An 18,047-nucleotide genomic window follows, 5' to 3' on the forward strand; every position below is an offset into this window, starting at 1 on the left:
CCCGAAACTTTGGATTTGGATGCCGCAGTAGTGGTGGCTGACTGCGGTAGCACTTAAACGCTTGACTTCTAAATGGGGGCCTTGCGGCTAATTTCAAGCCTGCTCGTCAATCGAAGGCGAAACCGGTGCAGGTGCCTTGCTGACCACGACCATGGCCGGGCGCAGCAGGCGACCGTGGAGCTGATAGCCCTTCTGAAACACCTTGAGCACGCTGTTTGGCTCGACGTCGGCGCTTTCCTGCATGGCCATCGCCTGATGATGCGAGGCATTGAAAGGTTCGCCTTCAGGATCGATGGCTTCCAGGTGATAGCGCTTCAGGGTGTCCTGGAACATTTTCAGGGTCAGCTCGATCCCTTCGCGCATCGAACGAATGTTTTCGTCGTCAGGGTTGGACAGCTCCAGGCCGCGCTCCAGGCTGTCAATGATCGGCAGCAGGTCGCCTGCGAATTTTTCCAGGGCGAACTTGTGAGCCTTTTCAACGTCCTGATCGGCACGACGGCGGACGTTCTGCAGATCGGCGGCTACACGCAAAGCCTGATCCTGCGCACCAGCCAATTGCTCTTCGAGCACTTGTACACGAGCCGCCAGGTCTTCACCCGAAGCCTCGGGGGTCTGGTTGGCGTCTAGATTTTGCGTATCCACTGTCTGTTCGTCAGCCATAGATTTCTCCTTCCAATATCGTCCGCGAGCTCAACTCACGCTTCTGCCCCGGTATATGGGGTCGCAAAATTCAGCTTCAAGGGCTATCCGATGATTAACCCTACAAAAAACAACTGCTTTGTCATTCCCAGGCGCGCTAAGGATTTCTTTCAATCAAGCAAATCGACCTAAGCGGGGGCATTGTCAGCCAGAAACAAAACACTGTATAAATAACCAGACCTAAAGCCTGGGAGCGGCCTTCATGCTGGTGCACCTGTCCGTACACAACTACGCCATCGTTGAACATCTCGATCTCGAACTCGATCGCGGGATGAGCGTGATCACAGGAGAAACCGGCGCCGGCAAGTCGATCATGCTCGACGCCCTCGGCCTGACCCTGGGTGATCGCGCCGACAGCGGCGTAGTCCGCCCGGGGGCCGACAAGGCCGACATCCTGGCCACCTTCGACCTGATCGACATCCCTGAAGCCAGCGCCTGGCTGGCCGAACGCGACCTCGAGAACGACGGCCCGTGCATTCTGCGCCGCGTGATCACTGCTGAAGGGCGTTCGCGCGGCTATATCAATGGCACCCCCTGCCCTCTCGGCGACCTGAAGGCCCTGGGCGAGTTGCTGATCGATATCCACAGCCAGCACGAACACCAATCCCTGCTCAAAACCGATACCCATCGCCGCCTGCTCGACGAGTACGCCGGCGCCACGGACCTTGCCCGTCAGGTGCAACTGGCCGCCCAACGCTGGCGCCAGACCCGTCAGGAGCTGGAACGCCTCTCCAACTCCGGCGACGAACAGCGCGCTCGTCATCAGTTGCTCAGCTATCAACTCGAAGAACTGGAAAACCTCGGCCTCGGCGAAAGCGAGCTGGAGCAACTGGAGCAGGAACACAAGAACCTGACCAACGCCGAAACCCTGCTGGGCATTTGTCGGCAAGTGGTCGAACAATGCAGCGAAAGTGATTCCGGCAATGTATTGAACGCACTGACCGCCAGCCTCAATCGCCTATCGAGCGTGAACAATTCGATCGGCGCCCTGGGTGAAGCCAGCAACCTGCTGACCAGCGCGCAGATTCAGGTTGAAGAAGCGGTGGGCGAATTGAACCGTTTTCTCGACAATTTCGACGCAGACCCGGCACGTCTTCAATACCTGGAAGAACGCCTCGATGCGATCTACACCCTGGCGCGCAAACACCGCATCCAGCCGACCGAAGTCGCCGAGATGCAACAGAAGCTACTCGACGAAATCGAAACCCTGAATGCCAACGATGAATCCATCGAACGCCTGGGCGATGAGCTGGCCTCCTACGCCCGTCATTATCAGGAGAAGGCTCGGGAATTGAGCGACCTGCGCCATCAAGCGTCGAGCAGCCTGGCCAGCGCCGTGGAGCAGGAAATCCAGCGCCTGGGCATGCCCGGCGGCCGCTTCACCATCGAACTGCGCCCCAACAGCAGCGATGAACTGCTGCCCAACGGGCTAGAACAAGTGGAACTGCTGGTGAGCGCCAACCCAGGGCAACCGCTGAAAGCCCTGGCAAAAGTGGCATCGGGGGGCGAGCTGTCGCGTATAAGCCTGGCGATTCAGGTGATCACCGCACAGACCTCCCGCGTACCGACGCTGGTGTTCGACGAAGTGGACGTAGGTATTGGCGGCCCGACCGCCGAGATTGTCGGCCAGTTGCTGCGACGCCTCGGGGAGCGCGGGCAGGTTCTGACCGTGACGCACTTGCCGCAAGTGGCGGCGCAGGGGCATCAACATCTATTTGTGCACAAGGTCCGCGGTGAAGATGCCACGCACACAGCCGTCTCCAAGCTGAGCAAGAATGATCGTGTCGAAGAAGTGGCACGGATGCTCGGCGGCATCGACCTCACCAAGGAGTCCCTGGCTCACGCGAAGAAAATGGTTGTTACCGCGAAAATCTAAGAAGGGCAGAAAGCACGAAGGCGACCCTGAGGTCGCCTTCGTTCGTTTCGCGAACCTGAAGTTCGCGCGACATGCTTACTTTTTCTTGCGCACGTACAGTACAAGATTGTGATCGACCATCTCGAAGCCATACTTGTCGACGATTGCTTTCTGCAGCCGCTCGATTTCTTCGTCGAAGAATTCGATCACTTCACTGGTCTCGACGTTGACCATATGGTCGTGATGCTTGCCGTCGTCCAGTTCGAAGACCGCATGGCCTCCGTCGAAGTTGTGCCGCACCACAAGGCCAGCTGCCTCGAACTGGGTCAGAACACGGTAAACCGTGGCCAGACCGACGTCCTCACCAGCCTCCATCAGTGCTTTGTAGACGTCCTCGGCACTCATGTGGCGTTGCTCGGCGGAATCGAGCATTTGCAGAATTTTGACCCGTGGAAGGGTCACTTTGAGGCCGGCTTTGCGTAGTTCGCTATTTTCAACCATGGTCAGCTTTCTCGCGATGCTGCTTCGCAGCTTCTCTTAATGCGGGTATGATCGGCGTTTACGTTGTCCCAGCCAAGATAGTGGAAGTCGCCCACCGATGCAAAACACCAAGCTCTTGCTAACCAGTTTCACCTTTGTGGGACTGCTCGCACTCGCCGGTTGTTCATTCCCCGGGGTTTACAAAATCGACATCCAGCAGGGCAATGTCGTCACGCAGGACATGATAGACCAGTTGCGCCCGGGAATGACCCGTCGGCAAGTACGGTTTATCATGGGCAACCCTCTGTTGACCGACACGTTCCATGCCGATCGCTGGGATTACCTGTATAGCCTGCAACCCGGTGGCGGTGAACGCCAACAGGAACGCATTAGCGTTATCTTCAACCCAAATGACCAACTTGTCAGCCTCTCTGGCGATTTCATGCCAGGCGTGAGCCGCGACGAGGCCATTCTCGGCAAGGACAGCGGCACTACCGTGACCGCGCCGGCAGGAAACGCCGAGAAGCCGAAGCCAGAAAAACCGGTCAAGCCAGGCTCGCTGCTGGACCAGATCCAGAAGGACGTGGACAACGTAGAAACTGTCCCGGTCCCGACTCCAGAACCGCTGGAAACCTCGCCGCAATAATTTGCGACGCAATAAAAACCCCGGCATGTCCGGGGTTTTTATTGTCTGGCGTTTAATCGAATCACTGATTCCGGGCTTTGGCCTCGGCCGCCTTGGCTGCACGCAACCGCCGAACTTCTTTTGGATCGGCGAGCAACGGCCGGTAAACCTCGATGCGATCCCCTTCCTGAACCTGGCGAATGACCGGATCAGCGATCACTTTGCCAAAGATCCCGACCGGACAACTGCCCAGATCCAGCTCCGGGAATTCGCCATTCAGGCCCGATTTGAACAACGCATCCCGCACCGTCGCGCCCACCGGCACCGTTACGCTCAGCAGCACCTGACGATCAACGGCGGCATACACCACCTCGACCTTGATCACGGCCTCAACCATGCATTTGCTTCGCGCGCTGGCAGAACGCGTCCATCAACGTATTCGCCGCCTGATTAAACAAAGGCCCCAACGTCGCACGCACCAGCGGCCCCGAGTAGTCGAACGACAAGTCCAGACTGATCTTGCAGGCCTTCTCGCCCAACGGTTTGAACACCCAGACGCCGTGCAACTGGCTGAACGGACCTTCCTCGAGGTTCATTTCGATCGAACGCCCGGGCACCAGGGTATTACGCGTTACGAAATGCTGACTAAGCCCACCCTTGGCCACACCGACGCTGGCGCGCATGAACTCGGGAGAGCTTTCCAGAATTTCGGTCGATGAGCACCACGGCAGGAATTCCGGATAGCGGGCCACGTCGTTGACCAGGTCGTAAAGCGCTTGCGCCGGATACGGCAGCAGGGCCGAACGTTGAATGTGTGTCGTCATGTCAGCGTTACTTCCACAGCTGTGCGGCAAACACTACAAGAATGCCGATGGGCGCCACATAGCGCATCAAAAACAGGGACAGGGCGAACAGTACTGGGCTGCGGATCGACAACTCGTCGCGCACCGCTTCACGCCCCATCACCCAGCCCGCAAACACCACGAAACACAAACCACCGAGTGGCAGCATGATCCGCGAGGTGAAGAAGTCGATCACACCAAAGAAGTCCAGGCCTCCGGCCGCCCCCCATTGGTAGAGATGGAACATCCCGCCTTCGTTCACGAAAAACTTGGCTTCCTTCCAGATATTGAAAGAAAACACGGTACCCAGGCCGACGAACCAGCAGGTGAATGCCAGCCAGAAGGTGACCCAGGCGCGGCTGATTTTCGTGCGCTCAACCAGGTAAGCCACCATCGGTTCGAGCAGGGAAATCGCCGAACTCCAGGCCGCAATCGCCACCAGTACGAAGAACACTACGCCCATCAACTGGCCGAACGCTACGTTACCGAAGGCGAATGGCAGGCTGACGAACATCAGGCCTGGGCCTTCGCTCGGGTTCAGGCCGGCAGCGAACACAATCGGAAACAATGCCAGACCGGCCAACAGCGAAACGAAGGTGTCGAGCAACGCCACACCGACGACGGTTCCGGAAATCGACGAGTGCTTCGGCATGTAGGCGCCGTAGATCATGATCGAGCCGACACCCACGCTCAGGGAGAAGAACGCGTGCCCCATGGCCGGCAACAAGCCATCAAGCACCTTGTCCGGATGGAAGTCGAACATGAAATGCACGCCCTCCATGAAGTGGCCGGTGGTCATGCTGTAACCCAGCAGGACAATCACCATCACGAACAGCAACGGCATCATGATCCGCAGGCTGCGCTCCAGCCCGGCGACCACCCCCTTGGCGATCACCACTGCCGACAACAGCATGAAAATCGTGTGCCAAAGTGTCAGGCGCCATGGGTCGGCGATCACATTACCGAAGTATGCGCCGACCTGATCAGCCGTCACGCCCCGAAAGTCGCCACGACCCATGTCGATGATGTAATCCAGCGACCAACCGCCAACCACACTATAGAAAGACAGAATCAGCAACGCCGTGATCATCCCGGCAAAGGCGCCCCAGGACCACTTCGCCGAATGCCCCGCTTCCAGCGCCAGGACCTTCAAGGCATTGGCCGGGCTCTGCCGCGCGCGCCGGCCGATCAGGGTTTCGGCCAGCATGACGGGCATACCGATCAGCGCGATGCAGGCCAGGAACATCAGCACGAAGGCCCCGCCGCCATAGACGCCAACCATATAAGGGAATTTCCAGATACTCCCCAAACCCACGGCCGAACCGGTCGCGGCGAGTATGAAGACCCAGCGGCTAGCCCAACTGCCGTGGACAGAAACCTTGTCTGTCGACATCGTTATCACGCCCAAGCGTTCAAAAAAGAGGCCGCATTGTCCGGGATTCAATCAACCTGCTCAAGCACGTAGCGTCACCGTAGCCGACTCGCGCGCAACTCCCTATAATGCCGCCCCTATGGCTAAACAGAAGAAACACCCAACAGGGACCATCGCGCAAAATAAAAAGGCGCGACACGATTACTTCATCGAACATCGGTTCGAGGCTGGTCTGGTCCTGGCCGGCTGGGAAGTAAAAAGTCTGCGGGCAAGCAAGCTGCAACTGGTTGACAGTTACGTACTGCTCAAAGATGGCGAAGCCTGGCTGCTCGGCAGCCACATTACGCCTCTGACGACGGCCAGCACCCACGTTATCGCTGATCCGACCCGCACCCGAAAATTGCTGCTCAATCGGCGCGAGCTGGAGAAGCTGGCCGCTGCCGTGCAGCAAAAAGGTTACGCCTGCGTATGCCTGTCCTGGTACTGGAGCAAGCACATGGTCAAGTGCGAGATCGCTCTGGGCAAGGGCAAGAAGGAATACGACAAGCGTGATACCGAACGCGAACGCGATGCCGGCCGTGAATTGCAGCGTGCGGTGCGGAACAAGGGCAAGGAAGATTAATTTTCCTGCCTGATCGCGGCTTTTGTGGCGAGGGAGCTTGCTCCCGCTCGGCTGCGAAGCAGTCGTAAACGTTTCGACGCGCTGTTTGTACATGCCGCCAATGTTGGTCACCACGTTGCGCTTGAGCAGATCGAACAGCCCGCGAATGGTGTGCAGCAACACTGCGTTATGACTGGCCTCGGCGATAGCCAAGTGGAAATTCGCATCCGCCGCGCCCTCTTCCGCCCGACTCACTTCATCGTGGCGCGAATAGCAGTCCTGCAATTCGTCAAACGCCGCCGTCAGCCGCTCACGATCCACCTCGGTGGCGCGCAGTGCCGCGTAGTAAGCGCAGGACGCTTCCAGGGTATGGCGAAACTCCAGCAAATCGCGCTGGGCCTCGGGGTTGCTCTCCAGCAGGTGCAGCAATGGATCGCTGAACGTCGAGCCCAGGGATTCCACCACATAGTTGCCGCCGCCCTGACGACTGACCAGCAGCCCTTTGGCCACCAGTTTCTGAATCGCCTCACGCAACGAAGGGCGTGACACGCCGAACTGCTCGGCCAACGCACGCTCTGCCGGCAGGCGTTCGCCAGCCTTCAAGGTGCCCTCGAGAATCATCCCCTCGAGTTGCTCGACAATATCGTCAGACAAACGGCGTTGCCGAATCTGATCAAACCCCATCACTCAATTCTCCACGATCCCGGCGGCTCGCCGGGCTCTCTATTCTGGCCTATCGGCGCTGCGCCAGCACCTACCAGACGACGCTTGATCGAACAGATCAGATGCGTTCTGCACCGCTCATTCGACAAAAGTTTTAGGGCGGCAAATTGACACACCGCCTCCAAGGCTTTTACCCTAGCCAACAGCGATTGTAAATTGGTCTTACCAATTATCCAAGAACGCTGACCAGTGCCTGACCAACAACAATTAGGGGCCACCCCATATGCAAACCTGGCAACAGCTCTACAGCCCGCTCGGCAGTCTCGGCGTGTCCGCACTCGCGGCCGTCATTCCCATCGTATTTTTCTTCCTGGCTTTGGCCGTGTTCCGCCTCAAAGGCCATGTGGCCGGCAGCATCACCCTGGCACTGTCCATTGCCGTGGCAATCTTCGCTTTCCAGATGCCGGTCGACATGGCTTTCGCCGCCGCTGGATATGGCTTTGCCTACGGGCTGTGGCCGATTGCGTGGATCATCGTGGCAGCGGTGTTCCTCTACAAACTGACGGTCAAGAGTGGCCAGTTCGAAGTGATCCGCAGCTCGGTGCTGTCGATCACCGACGACCAGCGCCTGCAAGTGCTGCTGATCGGCTTCTGCTTCGGCGCGTTCCTTGAAGGTGCCGCCGGTTTCGGCGCACCGGTAGCGATTACCGCCGCACTGCTGGTTGGACTGGGCTTCAACCCGCTGTACGCCGCCGGCCTGTGCCTGATCGCCAACACCGCGCCGGTGGCCTTCGGCGCCTTGGGGATTCCGATCATCGTCGCCGGGCAAGTCACCGGCATCGACGCCTTCAAGATCGGCGCCATGACCGGTCGCCAGCTGCCGTTGCTGTCGCTGTTCGTGCCGTTCTGGCTGGTGTTCATGATGGACGGCCTGCGCGGCGTTCGGGAAACCTGGCCAGCTGCGCTGGTGGCCGGCTTGAGTTTTGCCATCACCCAATACTTCACCTCGAACTTCATTGGCCCGGAACTGCCGGACATCACCTCGGCGCTGGTCAGCCTGATTTCCCTGACGCTGTTCCTGAAAATCTGGCAGCCAAAACGCGCTGCAGGCGCGCACATCGTCGGCGCAGTCTCGGCTTCCGTAGTGGCCAGCACCGGTGGTTTCGGCCAACCGCGCACCACCGTGGCTTCGCCCTACAGCCTGGGAGAAATTTTCAAAGCCTGGTCGCCGTTCCTGATCCTCACCGTATTGGTCACCATCTGGACGCTGAAACCGTTCAAGGCGATGTTTGCCGCCGGCGGCTCGATGTATGGCTGGGTGTTCAACTTCGCGATCCCGCACCTGGATCAAATGGTGATCAAGGTCGCGCCGATCGTAACCAACCCGACAGCGATTCCGGCAGTGTTCAAACTCGATCCGGTTTCCGCGACCGGCACGGCGATTTTCTTCTCCGCACTGATCTCGATGCTGGTGCTCAAGGTCAACATTAAAACTGGTCTGACCACTTTAAAAGAGACGTTCTACGAACTGCGCTGGCCGATTTTGTCCATCGGCATGGTGCTGGCGTTCGCCTTCGTCACCAACTACTCGGGCATGTCGTCGACCATGGCTCTGGTATTGGCTGCCACCGGTGCGGCGTTCCCATTCTTCTCGCCATTCCTCGGCTGGCTCGGCGTGTTCCTGACCGGCTCCGATACCTCATCCAATGCGCTGTTCAGTTCGCTGCAAGCGACCACCGCGCACCAGATCGGCGTCAACGACACCCTGTTGGTGGCGGCGAACACCAGCGGCGGGGTGACCGGCAAAATGATCTCGCCGCAATCGATCGCCGTGGCCTGCGCCGCGACCGGGCTGGTGGGCAAAGAATCGGATCTGTTCCGCTTCACCCTCAAGCACAGCCTATTCTTTGCAACGATCGTCGGCCTGATCACCTTGGCTCAGGCTTACTGGTTCACCGGCATGCTGGTGCACTAAGCACTACACGCCACACGGAAAAAACCGACGCTGGGTTACGCCCCCGGCGTCAGCTATTCACAACCGGGTCTGCAAGGCTGCTGAAAGCTTATCTCTCTATATTCAGCAGCCTCAGCGGACGGATAACCGGGACCACCCGGAGACACGCCTGATGAGCGAGCTTTTTTACAACGCTGTGCCGAACGCGACCCGCGTCGCCCCGCCACTGCCTGAACCTCGGCAATACCCCAGCGAAAAACCGTCACGGGTGTACCTGTTCGGGACCTGCGTGGTGGATCTGTTCTACCCCGAAGCCGGGATGGACGCGATCCACCTGCTGGAACGCGAGGGCATTCGTGTCGAATACCCGCAAGGGCAGAGCTGCTGCGGGCAACCGGCCTACACCTCGGGTTACACCGAACAGGCCCGGACCGTGGCGCGCTCGCAACTGGCGTTGTTTGCCGGGGATTATCCGGTGGTGGTGCCGTCGGGTTCTTGCGCGGGCATGTTGCGCGAACACTATGCCGACCTGTTCAAGGACGAGCCGCAAACGCTGAAACAGGTTCAGGCCCTCGCGGCACGGACTTACGAGCTTGCCGAGTTCTTGCTGTTTGTCTGCAAGGTGCAGCTCAAGGACAGCGGCGAACCGGTGAAAGTGGCGTTGCACACGTCGTGCTCGGCACGCCGTGAAATGAACACCCACCTGCATGGCCGTGAGTTGTTGGCGCAGCTGAGCAACGTGGAGCGAGTCGACCACAGCCACGAAAGTGAATGCTGTGGCTTTGGTGGGACTTTCAGCGTCCGTATGCCGGATATTTCCGGTGCGATGGTGGCTGACAAGACCCGTGCGTTGAAGGAATCCGGCGCGCACAAGGTACTCAGTGCCGATTGCGGTTGCCTGATGAACATCAACGGCTCGCTGGAGAAACAACAGGAAGCGTTGCGCGGTCAGCATCTGGCCAGCTTCCTTTGGCAGCGTACCGGAGGTGCCCGATGAGCAGCTCCACGATTATTCCTACGGTCGCCGTAGAAGAAGATTTTCGCAGCCGGGCTCACAAGGCCTTGGCTGACACGCAACTGCGAAATAACTTTCGCACGGCGATGGATTCACTGATGAGCAAACGGGCAGCGTCCTTCAGCGATGCCCATGAAAGAGAACATTTGCGAGCGCTGGGCAATGCCGTCCGCGCCCGCGCGTTATCCAAGTTGCCCGACCTGCTCGAGCAGCTTGAACAGAACCTGACCCGCAACGGTGTGACAGTGCACTGGGCGGAAACGGTGGACGAAGCCAATGGCATCGTCTTGTCGATCATCCGCGCTCACGAGGCGCGGCAAGTGATCAAGGGCAAATCGATGGTCAGCGAAGAGATGGAGATGAACCATGTCCTCGAAGCTCAAGGCATTGAATGCCTGGAGTCGGACATGGGTGAATACATCGTCCAGCTCGACCACGAGAAGCCTTCACACATCATTATGCCGGCGATCCACAAGAATGCCGGTCAGGTCGCGTCCTTGTTCCACGACAAACTTGGCGTGGAGTACACCAAGGACGTTGACCAACTCATTCAGATCGGTCGAAAAGTCTTGCGGCAGAAATTCTTCGAAGCCGACATCGGCGTCTCCGGCGTCAACTTCGCCGTGGCCGAAACCGGCACCTTGCTGCTGGTGGAAAACGAAGGCAACGGGCGGATGACCACCACGGTGCCGCCAGTGCACATCGCCGTAACCGGCATCGAAAAAGTCGTGGAAAACCTGCGCGACGTGGTTCCACTCCTGTCGCTGCTGACCCGCTCGGCCCTGGGCATCCCGATCACCACCTACGTCAACATGATCTCCGGCCCGCGCAAGGAACATGAACTCGACGGCCCACAGGAAGTGCACCTGGTGCTGCTCGACAACGGTCGCAGCCAGGCGTTTGCCGACAGCGAATTGCGCCAGACCCTGAACTGCATCCGCTGCGGCGCCTGTATGAATCATTGCCCGGTCTACACCCGAATCGGCGGTCATGCCTACGGCGAGGTTTACCCTGGGCCTATCGGAAAAATCATCACCCCGCACATGGTCGGCCTGGCGAAAGTCCCCGACCACCCGAGTGCCTCGTCGTTATGCGGCGCCTGCGGTGAAGTCTGCCCGGTAAAAATTCCGATCCCCGCATTGCTGCGTCGCCTGCGGGAAGAAAACGTCAAAGCGCCGGACAGCCCACATCAAGTGATGCGCGGTCAGGGCAGCAAGTATTCGCGCAAAGAACGATTTATCTGGAACGCCTGGGCCAGGCTCAACAGTTCGCCAACGCTTTATCGCCTGTTCGGCTTCTTCGCCACTCGCCYGCGAGCGCTGACGCCGAGCAACGTCGGCCCATGGACCCAGAACCACAGCGCACCGAAACCCGCGGCCCGCTCACTGCATGACATGGCCCGCGAGCATCTGGCCAAACAGGGGGACCGTTGATGAGCGCCAAGCAAAATATCCTCGCCAAATTGCGCAACAGTCTGACGGGCACCACGCCGGTGGCTGACAACTTCGATGTCGAACTGGTGACCGAGCCCTACACCTACACGCCGGAACAACGCATTTCGCAACTGCGCAAACTGATGGAAGCGGTGCATACCGAAATCCATCTGACGTCCAGAGAAGGCTGGCCCGAATTGCTCGCGCAACTGCTGCGGGACCGCCAGTTGCCGAGCCTGCTGATTGCGCCGACGACGCCCCACGGGCAACGCATCACCGAGCATTGGGCGAAAAATCCTGGCCTGCCAGCGCTCAAAGCCTACAACCGCCCGGTCGAGGAATGGAAAGCCGAGTTGTTCAACGACACCCCGGCCAGCCTGACTACCACCCTCGGCGCGATCGCCGCGACCGGTAGCCTGATTCTCTGGCCGACGCGGGAAGAACCGCGCTTGATGAGCCTGGTGCCGCCAGTGCATTTTGCCCTGCTCAAGGCCAGTGAAATCCGCGACAACTTCTATCAGGTACAGCAGGAATTCGAATGGGCCCAAGGCATGCCGACCAACGCCTTGCTGGTGTCCGGCCCATCGAAGACTGCCGACATCGAGCAAGTGCTGGCTTACGGTGCCCACGGCCCGAAAGACCTGGTGGTGTTGATCCTGGAGGACCAATGAGTCTACCGGCGGCTTTTCTGCGCGATGCGCAGCAACTGATTCCTGAAACACGACGTTTCGACGACCCGCTATCAACCCTGGCCTTCGGCACCGACGCCAGTTTCTATCGGCTGATTCCAAAACTGGTGATCCGCGTCGAGTCCGAAGACGAAGTAGTGGCGCTGCTCAAACTGGCGCAACGGGACCACATCCCGGTGACCTTCCGCGCCGCCGGCACCAGCCTGTCTGGCCAGGCCATCAGCGATTCGGTGCTGATTGTGCTGGGGGATAACTGGAACGGTCGCGAGATCCGTGGCCAGGGTACGCAAATCCGTCTGCAACCGGGCGTGATCGGCGCCCAGGCCAATGCGTGGCTGGCACCGTTCGGACGCAAGATCGGTCCGGATCCGGCGTCGATCAATGCCTGCAAAATCGGCGGCATCGTCGCCAACAATGCCAGCGGCATGTGCTGCGGCACAGCGCAAAATACCTATCACACCCTGGCCGGGATTCGTCTGGTGTTGGCCGATGGCAGCCGACTCGATACCGAAGACCCCAGCAGTGTTGCGGCGTTCCGAAAGAGCCACGCCGAATTGCTGGAGCGTCTGGCGACACTGGGCCGCGAGACCCGCGCCAATGCCGAACTGGCTGCGAAAATTCGCCACAAATACCGTCTGAAAAATACCACCGGGCTGTCACTCAATGCCCTGGTGGATTTCGACGAGCCTGTGGATATCTTGAGCCACTTGCTGGTGGGTTCCGAAGGCACGCTGGGGTTCATCAGCGCGGTGACCTACGACACGGTGATCGATCACCCGAACAAGGCATCGGCGCTGATTGTGTTCCCGGACGTGGAAACCTGCTGCAACGCGGTTTCCGTCCTGAAAAGCCAACCAGTGTCGGCCGTGGAACTGCTGGACCGTCGCAGCCTGCGCTCAGTGCAGGACAAGCCTGGCATGCCGGCTTTCGTACAACAACTGTCGCCTAATGCCTGCGCTCTGTTGATCGAATCCCGCGCGGCCTCCTCCACTTTGCTGCAGGAACAACTGGCGCAGATCATGGCGTCGCTGACCGACTTCCCAGTGGAAAAACAAGTCGACTTCACCGAAGATCCGGTGGAAAACGCCCGGCTCTGGGCGATCCGCAAGGACACCTTCCCCGCCGTCGGCGCGGTGCGCAAAACCGGCACCACGGTGATCATCGAAGACGTGACCTTCCCGGTGGAACAACTGGCCATCGGCGTGAATCGCCTGATCGAGCTGTTCGACAAACATCACTACGACGAAGCGATCCTTTTCGGACACGCCCTGGAAGGCAATCTGCACTTCGTCTTCACCCAAGGCTTCAACAGCGCGGAAGAAGTCGCACGCTACCAGGCGTTCATGGACGACGTGGCGCAGTTGGTGGCCGTGGAGTTCGGCGGCTCGCTGAAGGCCGAACACGGCACCGGTCGCAACATGGCGCCCTTCGTCGAACTGGAATGGGGCAGCGACGCCTACCAGTTGATGTGGCAGCTCAAACGCCTGCTCGACCCCAACGGCATTCTCAACCCGGACGTGGTGCTCAGCGACGATCCACAGATCCACCTCAAACACCTGAAGCCGCTGCCCGCCGCCGATGAGATTGTGGATAAGTGCATCGAATGCGGTTTCTGCGAACCGGTGTGCCCGTCGAAAGGCCTGACCTTGAGCCCACGCCAGCGCATCGTGATCTGGCGTGACATCCAGGCGAAGAAACGCGCCGGCATAGACACCGCCGAACTGGAGCAAGCCTACGAATACCAGGGCATCGATACCTGCGCCGCCACAGGCCTGTGTGCACAACGTTGCCCTGTAGGCATCAACACCGGCGAGCTGGTGAAAAAGCTCCGTGGCCGTAACRCGACCCATACGAAAACCGCCAACTGGATTGAAGGCAATTTCGCCACTGCGTTACAAGGCGCGCGCTTCACCCTGCATGTCGCCAACGGTGCGCGGATGCTGTTGGGGGCGCCACGCTTGGCGAAGCTTTCGGCAACATTGACCCGCTTGTCCAAAGGCCAGGTCCCGCAATGGACCAACGCCATGCCACAGCCGGAAAAGGCCATTCGCTTCAGCCCGAGCGTATCGGACGAACGCCCTCGGGTGGTGTATCTCGCGGCCTGCGTGTCGCGGGTCATGGGCCCGGCGGCGGGTGATAAAGAGCAAATGTCGCTGTACGACAAAACCCGTGGCCTGCTGGAAAAGGCCGGTTACCAGGTAGTCTTTCCAGACAATCAGGACAACCTCTGCTGCGGCCAGCCATTCGCGTCCAAGGGCTATGCCGAACAGGCCGAACACAAACGTCAGGAGCTGATCGGCGCACTGCTGCACGCCAGCCGCGGCGGGCTCGACCCGATCTACTGCGACACCAGCCCCTGCACGCTGCGGCTGGTTCAGGACCTCGGCGACGTACGACTGGACCTGTACGACCCGGTGCGTTTCATCCGTACGCATTTGATGGACCGACTGGACTTCACCCCGCAGGAAGCACCGATCGCGGTGCACGTCACGTGCAGCACGCAGCATCTAGGCGAGAGCCAGGCGTTGATCGATCTGGCGCGCAAATGCAGTAAAAACGTGGTCATTCCGGAAGGCATTCACTGCTGTGGTTTTGCTGGCGACAAAGGCTTTACCACGCCGGAATTGAACGCCCATTCGTTACGCACGCTGAAGGACGCGGTACAGCAATGCAGCGAAGGGATTTCCACCAGCCGCACCTGTGAGATTGGTCTGACACAACACGGTGGAATTGACTACCACGGGCTGGTCTATCTGGTGGATCGGGTGACCCAGGCCAGAGCGGTCTGACACCGAAGCACAAAAAGAAGGGGCAATAACGCATAATGCAAAAACCCGTTCCCACAGGGATTGTGCGTTAGACGTCATTGCCCCTTTTTCGCACCCTCCTCCCGGAAAATCTTTCACTCCCTCGCAAGCGAAAACAGAACCCTTGCACGCCGTCACAGTCCATTTGTTAAGCCCCAATCAGCGTGGCCCAATCCCCACCCCCGTTCCAGGAGATACCCATGAAGCGTTCCGCCCTGGCTGGACTGCTCCTCACTGCAACAATGCTGGCCTCCTCCGCATACGCCTCAAACGATAGCGATCAATGCGTAATGAAGCTCCAGGAGGTCAATAGCAAGCTGTCCAGCGCAGCCACGCTGGACGCCGCCACCAAAGGTGTCGTCGTCACCAAAGCCGAACAAGCCAAGGCCGCCCACGCCTCCAACAACGACAGAGAGTGTGTTTCCCTGGCGCAGCAAGCGCTTCAGGACATTCAAAGCCACATGAATAGCCATTAGGGCCGGGCCAGATAACATGCAGGTAAGGACAGAAGGTCGACTCGGCGCGCGTATTGGCGTACACTTCGCTTACCTGCTGGTTACACACAGCAGGTTCGGGGCCGCTTTGGATTCGACGCCGGTTGCGAAACTTTAGGTGCATGCCGACTTGGTAACAGAAGTCGTAAATCCACTGTTGCAACTACTTATAGTTGCCAATGACGAAACCTACGGCCAGGAATTCTCTCTCGCTGCGTAAGCAGCCTTAGATCCTGAGCTTCTGGTACCTTCGGGTCCAGCAATCATCAGGGGATGTCTGTAAACCCAAAGTGATTGTCATATAGAACAGAATCGCCGTGCAGTACGTTGTGGACGAAGCGGCTAAAACTTACACAACTCGCCCAAAGCACCCTGCCCGTCGGGTCGCTGAGGGTTAACTTAATAGACACGGCTACGCATGTAGTACCGACAGCGGAGTACTGGCGGACGGGGGTTCAATTCCCCCCGGCTCCACCATTTCATCATCTAAAGACGTCCACGGACGTCTTTTTTTGTGCCTGAAACCCAGTAAATACGCGGCTTCCAGGGCTTCCGAGGACTTTTGAGGATTTCTGAGTTCCAGGCGCTTTGGTATCCCAGGTGGTATCCCGGGCTGCCAAATGCTACTTTCAGGATACCAAAACGGTGCTGGAGGTAGCCCCCATGCCTACTAACGCAACCCGCCTCTCCGATCGCCAGCTCAGGGCAGTCAAGGCAACTGGTAAAGACTTCGTCCTCAGCGACGGCGACGGCCTGCAGCTTCGAGTACGCGCCAGCGGCTCGATGATGTGGAATTTCAATTATCGCGAGCCGTTGACCAGAAGCCGTCTTAATATGGCGCTCGGCCCATACCCCGACCTCTCATTAGCGAATGCTCGGAAGAAAGCAGTCGAGGCGCGAGAGCTACTTGCTCAAGGCATTGATCCCAAAGCCCAGCGCGATGAGCAAAGGCAAGCCAGACTGGCTGAGACCGAACACACCTTCGAGAAGATAGCCACCGCCTGGTTCGAACTGAAGAAAGACTCAGTGACGCCAGCGTATGCCGAGGACATTTGGCGTTCACTTACGCTGCATGTTTTTCCGAGCATGAAATCGACGCCGCTTTCTGAAGTCAGTGCTCCTATGGTGATCAAGCTCCTTCGCCCGATTGAGGCCAAAGGCAGCCTCGAAACCGTGAAACGATTGAGCCAACGACTCAACGAGATCATGACCTACGGGGTCAATTCAGGACTGATCTTTGCGAACCCCCTCAGTGGCATTCGGGCGGTGTTCAAGAAACCCAGGAAAGAGAACATGGCCGCGCTACGACCTGACGAGCTTCCGGAGCTCATGATGGAAATCGCGAATGCCAGCATCAAGCGAGTCACGCGCTGTCTGATCGAATGGCAGTTGCACACGATGACCCGCCCTGTCGAGGCAGCCACCACTCGGTGGACAGACATCGATTTCGACAAACGCATTTGGACCATCCCACCGGAGCGCATGAAAAAGCGTCGCCCGCATACCATCCCGCTGACTGAACAGGCACTCGCGTTACTGGAGACACTCAAGCCCCATAGCGGCCACAGAGAATACGTGTTCCCGGCAGATAGAAACCCGCGTACCCACGCTAATAGCCAGACCGCCAACATGGCATTGAAACGCATGGGCTTTCAGGACCGCTTGGTCAGCCACGGCATGCGCTCCATGGCCAGCACCATCCTGAACGAGCATGGGTGGGATCCGGAGCTGATCGAAGTCGCGCTGGCGCATGTCGACAAGGACGAAGTCCGAAGCGCTTACAACCGAGCGGATTACATCGAGCGCCGGCGTCCGATGATGGCTTGGTGGAGTGAGCACATCCAGAAAGCGGCCACTGGCAACCTGTCGGCATCTGCGATCAATCAAACCAGGGACCACAACGTCGTGCCGATACGGTAAGCGCTCACCGGACGCCGCCAGTAACCGAGAATGACTCCCCGCTTGATTTGGCGACAGCGGCGACACCGGCGACAACCCGCGTAATACCTGGCCTGCTGCATGGCGACAGAAGTGGCGACTGTCGCCGTTGCAAGCCTTACTCTTGGGGCTTTCTCGGCCAAGCCCATGCGAGTGGGAAGGCTCCGCATTCCCACTCGCATGGGCTCTGCGTAATTGCATCTCACTTGACCACCTAATTGCATTGCCACTGACCAGTCATTTACATTCGCGCTGACCAGCCGTTTGCAGTTGATGGGGGTCAGCGGGTGCCACTCAGCGCGAGTGTGTCAGCCAAGCACTGAAGGACTGCAACCGACCGATTCTGTTGAAAAAGTCGGTTCGCCCAAACAGCCTGGTCATTGACTGGTTAAAACGCCTTTTTTGCACACTGCTACGTGAAATCTGAGCCCCGAAGCCTCTGCCGAAAGTAAAGATTTCAATCTCGGACGCATACTTTTCTGCTGCGGAAACCATCGTCGACTTTTTCAACAGAATCGACCCAAAGCTGCCTGTGGCGACAGGCCGAAAGCAGTCACTCGCGGAGTGAGTACCCTTGTAC

General features: G+C 58.8%; 16 protein-coding genes, 1 other RNA gene and 1 pseudogene. 11 read left to right on the forward strand and 7 right to left on the reverse strand.

Annotation, left to right across the window (positions count from 1 at the left end):
* Positions 1–93: 93 nt before the first annotated feature.
* The gene (gene grpE, locus AC1DIS_RS12905) at positions 94–660 is read right to left on the reverse strand and encodes a nucleotide exchange factor GrpE (protein WP_064616139.1); all 567 of its coding nucleotides are present in this window, start codon (positions 658–660) and stop codon (positions 94–96) included.
* A gap of 241 nt (positions 661–901) precedes the next feature.
* Between grpE and recN the strand changes: the two genes are divergently transcribed.
* Complete coding sequence (gene recN, locus AC1DIS_RS12910) at positions 902–2,575, forward strand: DNA repair protein RecN (protein WP_018929474.1); 1,674 nt, start codon at positions 902–904, stop codon at positions 2,573–2,575.
* A 75-nt stretch (positions 2,576–2,650) separates the two neighbouring features.
* Here the strand turns inward: recN and fur are convergent, their stop codons facing one another.
* On the reverse strand, positions 2,651–3,055 hold the full coding sequence (gene fur / locus AC1DIS_RS12915) for a ferric iron uptake transcriptional regulator (RefSeq protein WP_003197684.1): 405 nt from the start codon (positions 3,053–3,055) through the stop codon (positions 2,651–2,653).
* 97 nt (positions 3,056–3,152) lie between these two features.
* Between fur and AC1DIS_RS12920 the strand changes: the two genes are divergently transcribed.
* Positions 3,153–3,680, forward strand: coding sequence for an outer membrane protein assembly factor BamE (locus tag AC1DIS_RS12920; protein WP_018929473.1), 528 nt, complete (start codon positions 3,153–3,155; stop codon positions 3,678–3,680).
* Between the two features lie 61 nt (positions 3,681–3,741).
* On the opposite strand, the gene AC1DIS_RS12925 is transcribed toward AC1DIS_RS12920, so the two are convergent.
* Genes AC1DIS_RS12925 through AC1DIS_RS12935 form a run of 3 tightly spaced genes read right to left on the reverse strand, consistent with a single transcriptional unit; the run spans position 3,742 to position 5,894 of the window.
* Positions 3,742–4,056: an RnfH family protein gene (locus tag AC1DIS_RS12925; RefSeq protein ID WP_477744050.1), complete on the reverse strand. Its 315-nt coding sequence runs from the start codon at positions 4,054–4,056 to the stop codon at positions 3,742–3,744.
* Positions 4,049–4,483: a type II toxin-antitoxin system RatA family toxin gene (locus AC1DIS_RS12930; protein ID WP_007933502.1), complete on the reverse strand. Its 435-nt coding sequence runs from the start codon at positions 4,481–4,483 to the stop codon at positions 4,049–4,051. Before AC1DIS_RS12930 ends, AC1DIS_RS12925 begins: the two co-directional genes overlap by 8 nt.
* Positions 4,484–4,490: 7 nt before the next feature.
* Positions 4,491–5,894 (reverse strand): sodium-dependent transporter, encoded by a 1,404-nt coding sequence (locus AC1DIS_RS12935; protein WP_026286670.1) that lies wholly within the window; start codon positions 5,892–5,894, stop codon positions 4,491–4,493.
* Positions 5,895–6,012: 118 nt separating this feature from the next.
* Between AC1DIS_RS12935 and smpB the strand changes: the two genes are divergently transcribed.
* A complete protein-coding gene (smpB, locus tag AC1DIS_RS12940; protein ID WP_018929470.1) occupies positions 6,013–6,495 on the forward strand; it encodes an SsrA-binding protein SmpB in 483 nt (160 codons plus the stop codon).
* Positions 6,496–6,564: 69 nt separating this feature from the next.
* Here the strand turns inward: smpB and AC1DIS_RS12945 are convergent.
* Positions 6,565–7,158 (reverse strand): annotated as a pseudogene (locus tag AC1DIS_RS12945) (GntR family transcriptional regulator); the annotation flags it as partial.
* Between the two features lie 262 nt (positions 7,159–7,420).
* Between AC1DIS_RS12945 and AC1DIS_RS12950 the strand changes: the two are divergent.
* The 8 genes from AC1DIS_RS12950 (at position 7,421) to AC1DIS_RS12985 (ending at position 17,449) form a co-directional block, all read left to right on the forward strand.
* Positions 7,421–9,112 (forward strand): lactate permease LctP family transporter, encoded by a 1,692-nt coding sequence (locus AC1DIS_RS12950; protein ID WP_064616135.1) that lies wholly within the window; start codon positions 7,421–7,423, stop codon positions 9,110–9,112.
* A gap of 151 nt (positions 9,113–9,263) precedes the next feature.
* Positions 9,264–10,088: a (Fe-S)-binding protein gene (locus AC1DIS_RS12955; protein WP_018929467.1), complete on the forward strand. Its 825-nt coding sequence runs from the start codon at positions 9,264–9,266 to the stop codon at positions 10,086–10,088.
* Positions 10,085–11,539, forward strand: coding sequence for a LutB/LldF family L-lactate oxidation iron-sulfur protein (locus AC1DIS_RS12960; protein WP_477780905.1), 1,455 nt, complete (start codon positions 10,085–10,087; stop codon positions 11,537–11,539). Before AC1DIS_RS12955 ends, AC1DIS_RS12960 begins: the two co-directional genes overlap by 4 nt.
* The gene (locus AC1DIS_RS12965) at positions 11,539–12,210 is read left to right on the forward strand and encodes a LutC/YkgG family protein (RefSeq protein ID WP_018929465.1); all 672 of its coding nucleotides are present in this window, start codon (positions 11,539–11,541) and stop codon (positions 12,208–12,210) included. The genes AC1DIS_RS12960 and AC1DIS_RS12965 overlap by 1 nt, the downstream gene beginning before the upstream one ends.
* Positions 12,207–15,017: an FAD-binding and (Fe-S)-binding domain-containing protein gene (locus AC1DIS_RS12970; RefSeq protein WP_477780906.1), complete on the forward strand. Its 2,811-nt coding sequence runs from the start codon at positions 12,207–12,209 to the stop codon at positions 15,015–15,017. The genes AC1DIS_RS12965 and AC1DIS_RS12970 overlap by 4 nt, the downstream gene beginning before the upstream one ends.
* Before the next feature lie 218 nt (positions 15,018–15,235).
* On the forward strand, positions 15,236–15,511 hold the full coding sequence (locus tag AC1DIS_RS12975) for a hypothetical protein (protein ID WP_018929463.1): 276 nt from the start codon (positions 15,236–15,238) through the stop codon (positions 15,509–15,511).
* A 97-nt stretch (positions 15,512–15,608) separates the two neighbouring features.
* Positions 15,609–16,006: a transfer-messenger RNA gene (gene ssrA, locus AC1DIS_RS12980) on the forward strand.
* A gap of 186 nt (positions 16,007–16,192) precedes the next feature.
* Positions 16,193–17,449, forward strand: coding sequence for an integrase domain-containing protein (locus AC1DIS_RS12985; RefSeq protein WP_477748815.1), 1,257 nt, complete (start codon positions 16,193–16,195; stop codon positions 17,447–17,449).
* A gap of 312 nt (positions 17,450–17,761) precedes the next feature.
* On the opposite strand, the gene AC1DIS_RS12990 is transcribed toward AC1DIS_RS12985, so the two are convergent.
* Positions 17,762–18,047: hypothetical protein (locus AC1DIS_RS12990; protein WP_477780907.1), on the reverse strand; the 286-nt coding region annotated here is incomplete at its 5' end.

The organism is Pseudomonas sp. 05N433, assembly GCF_056396925.1.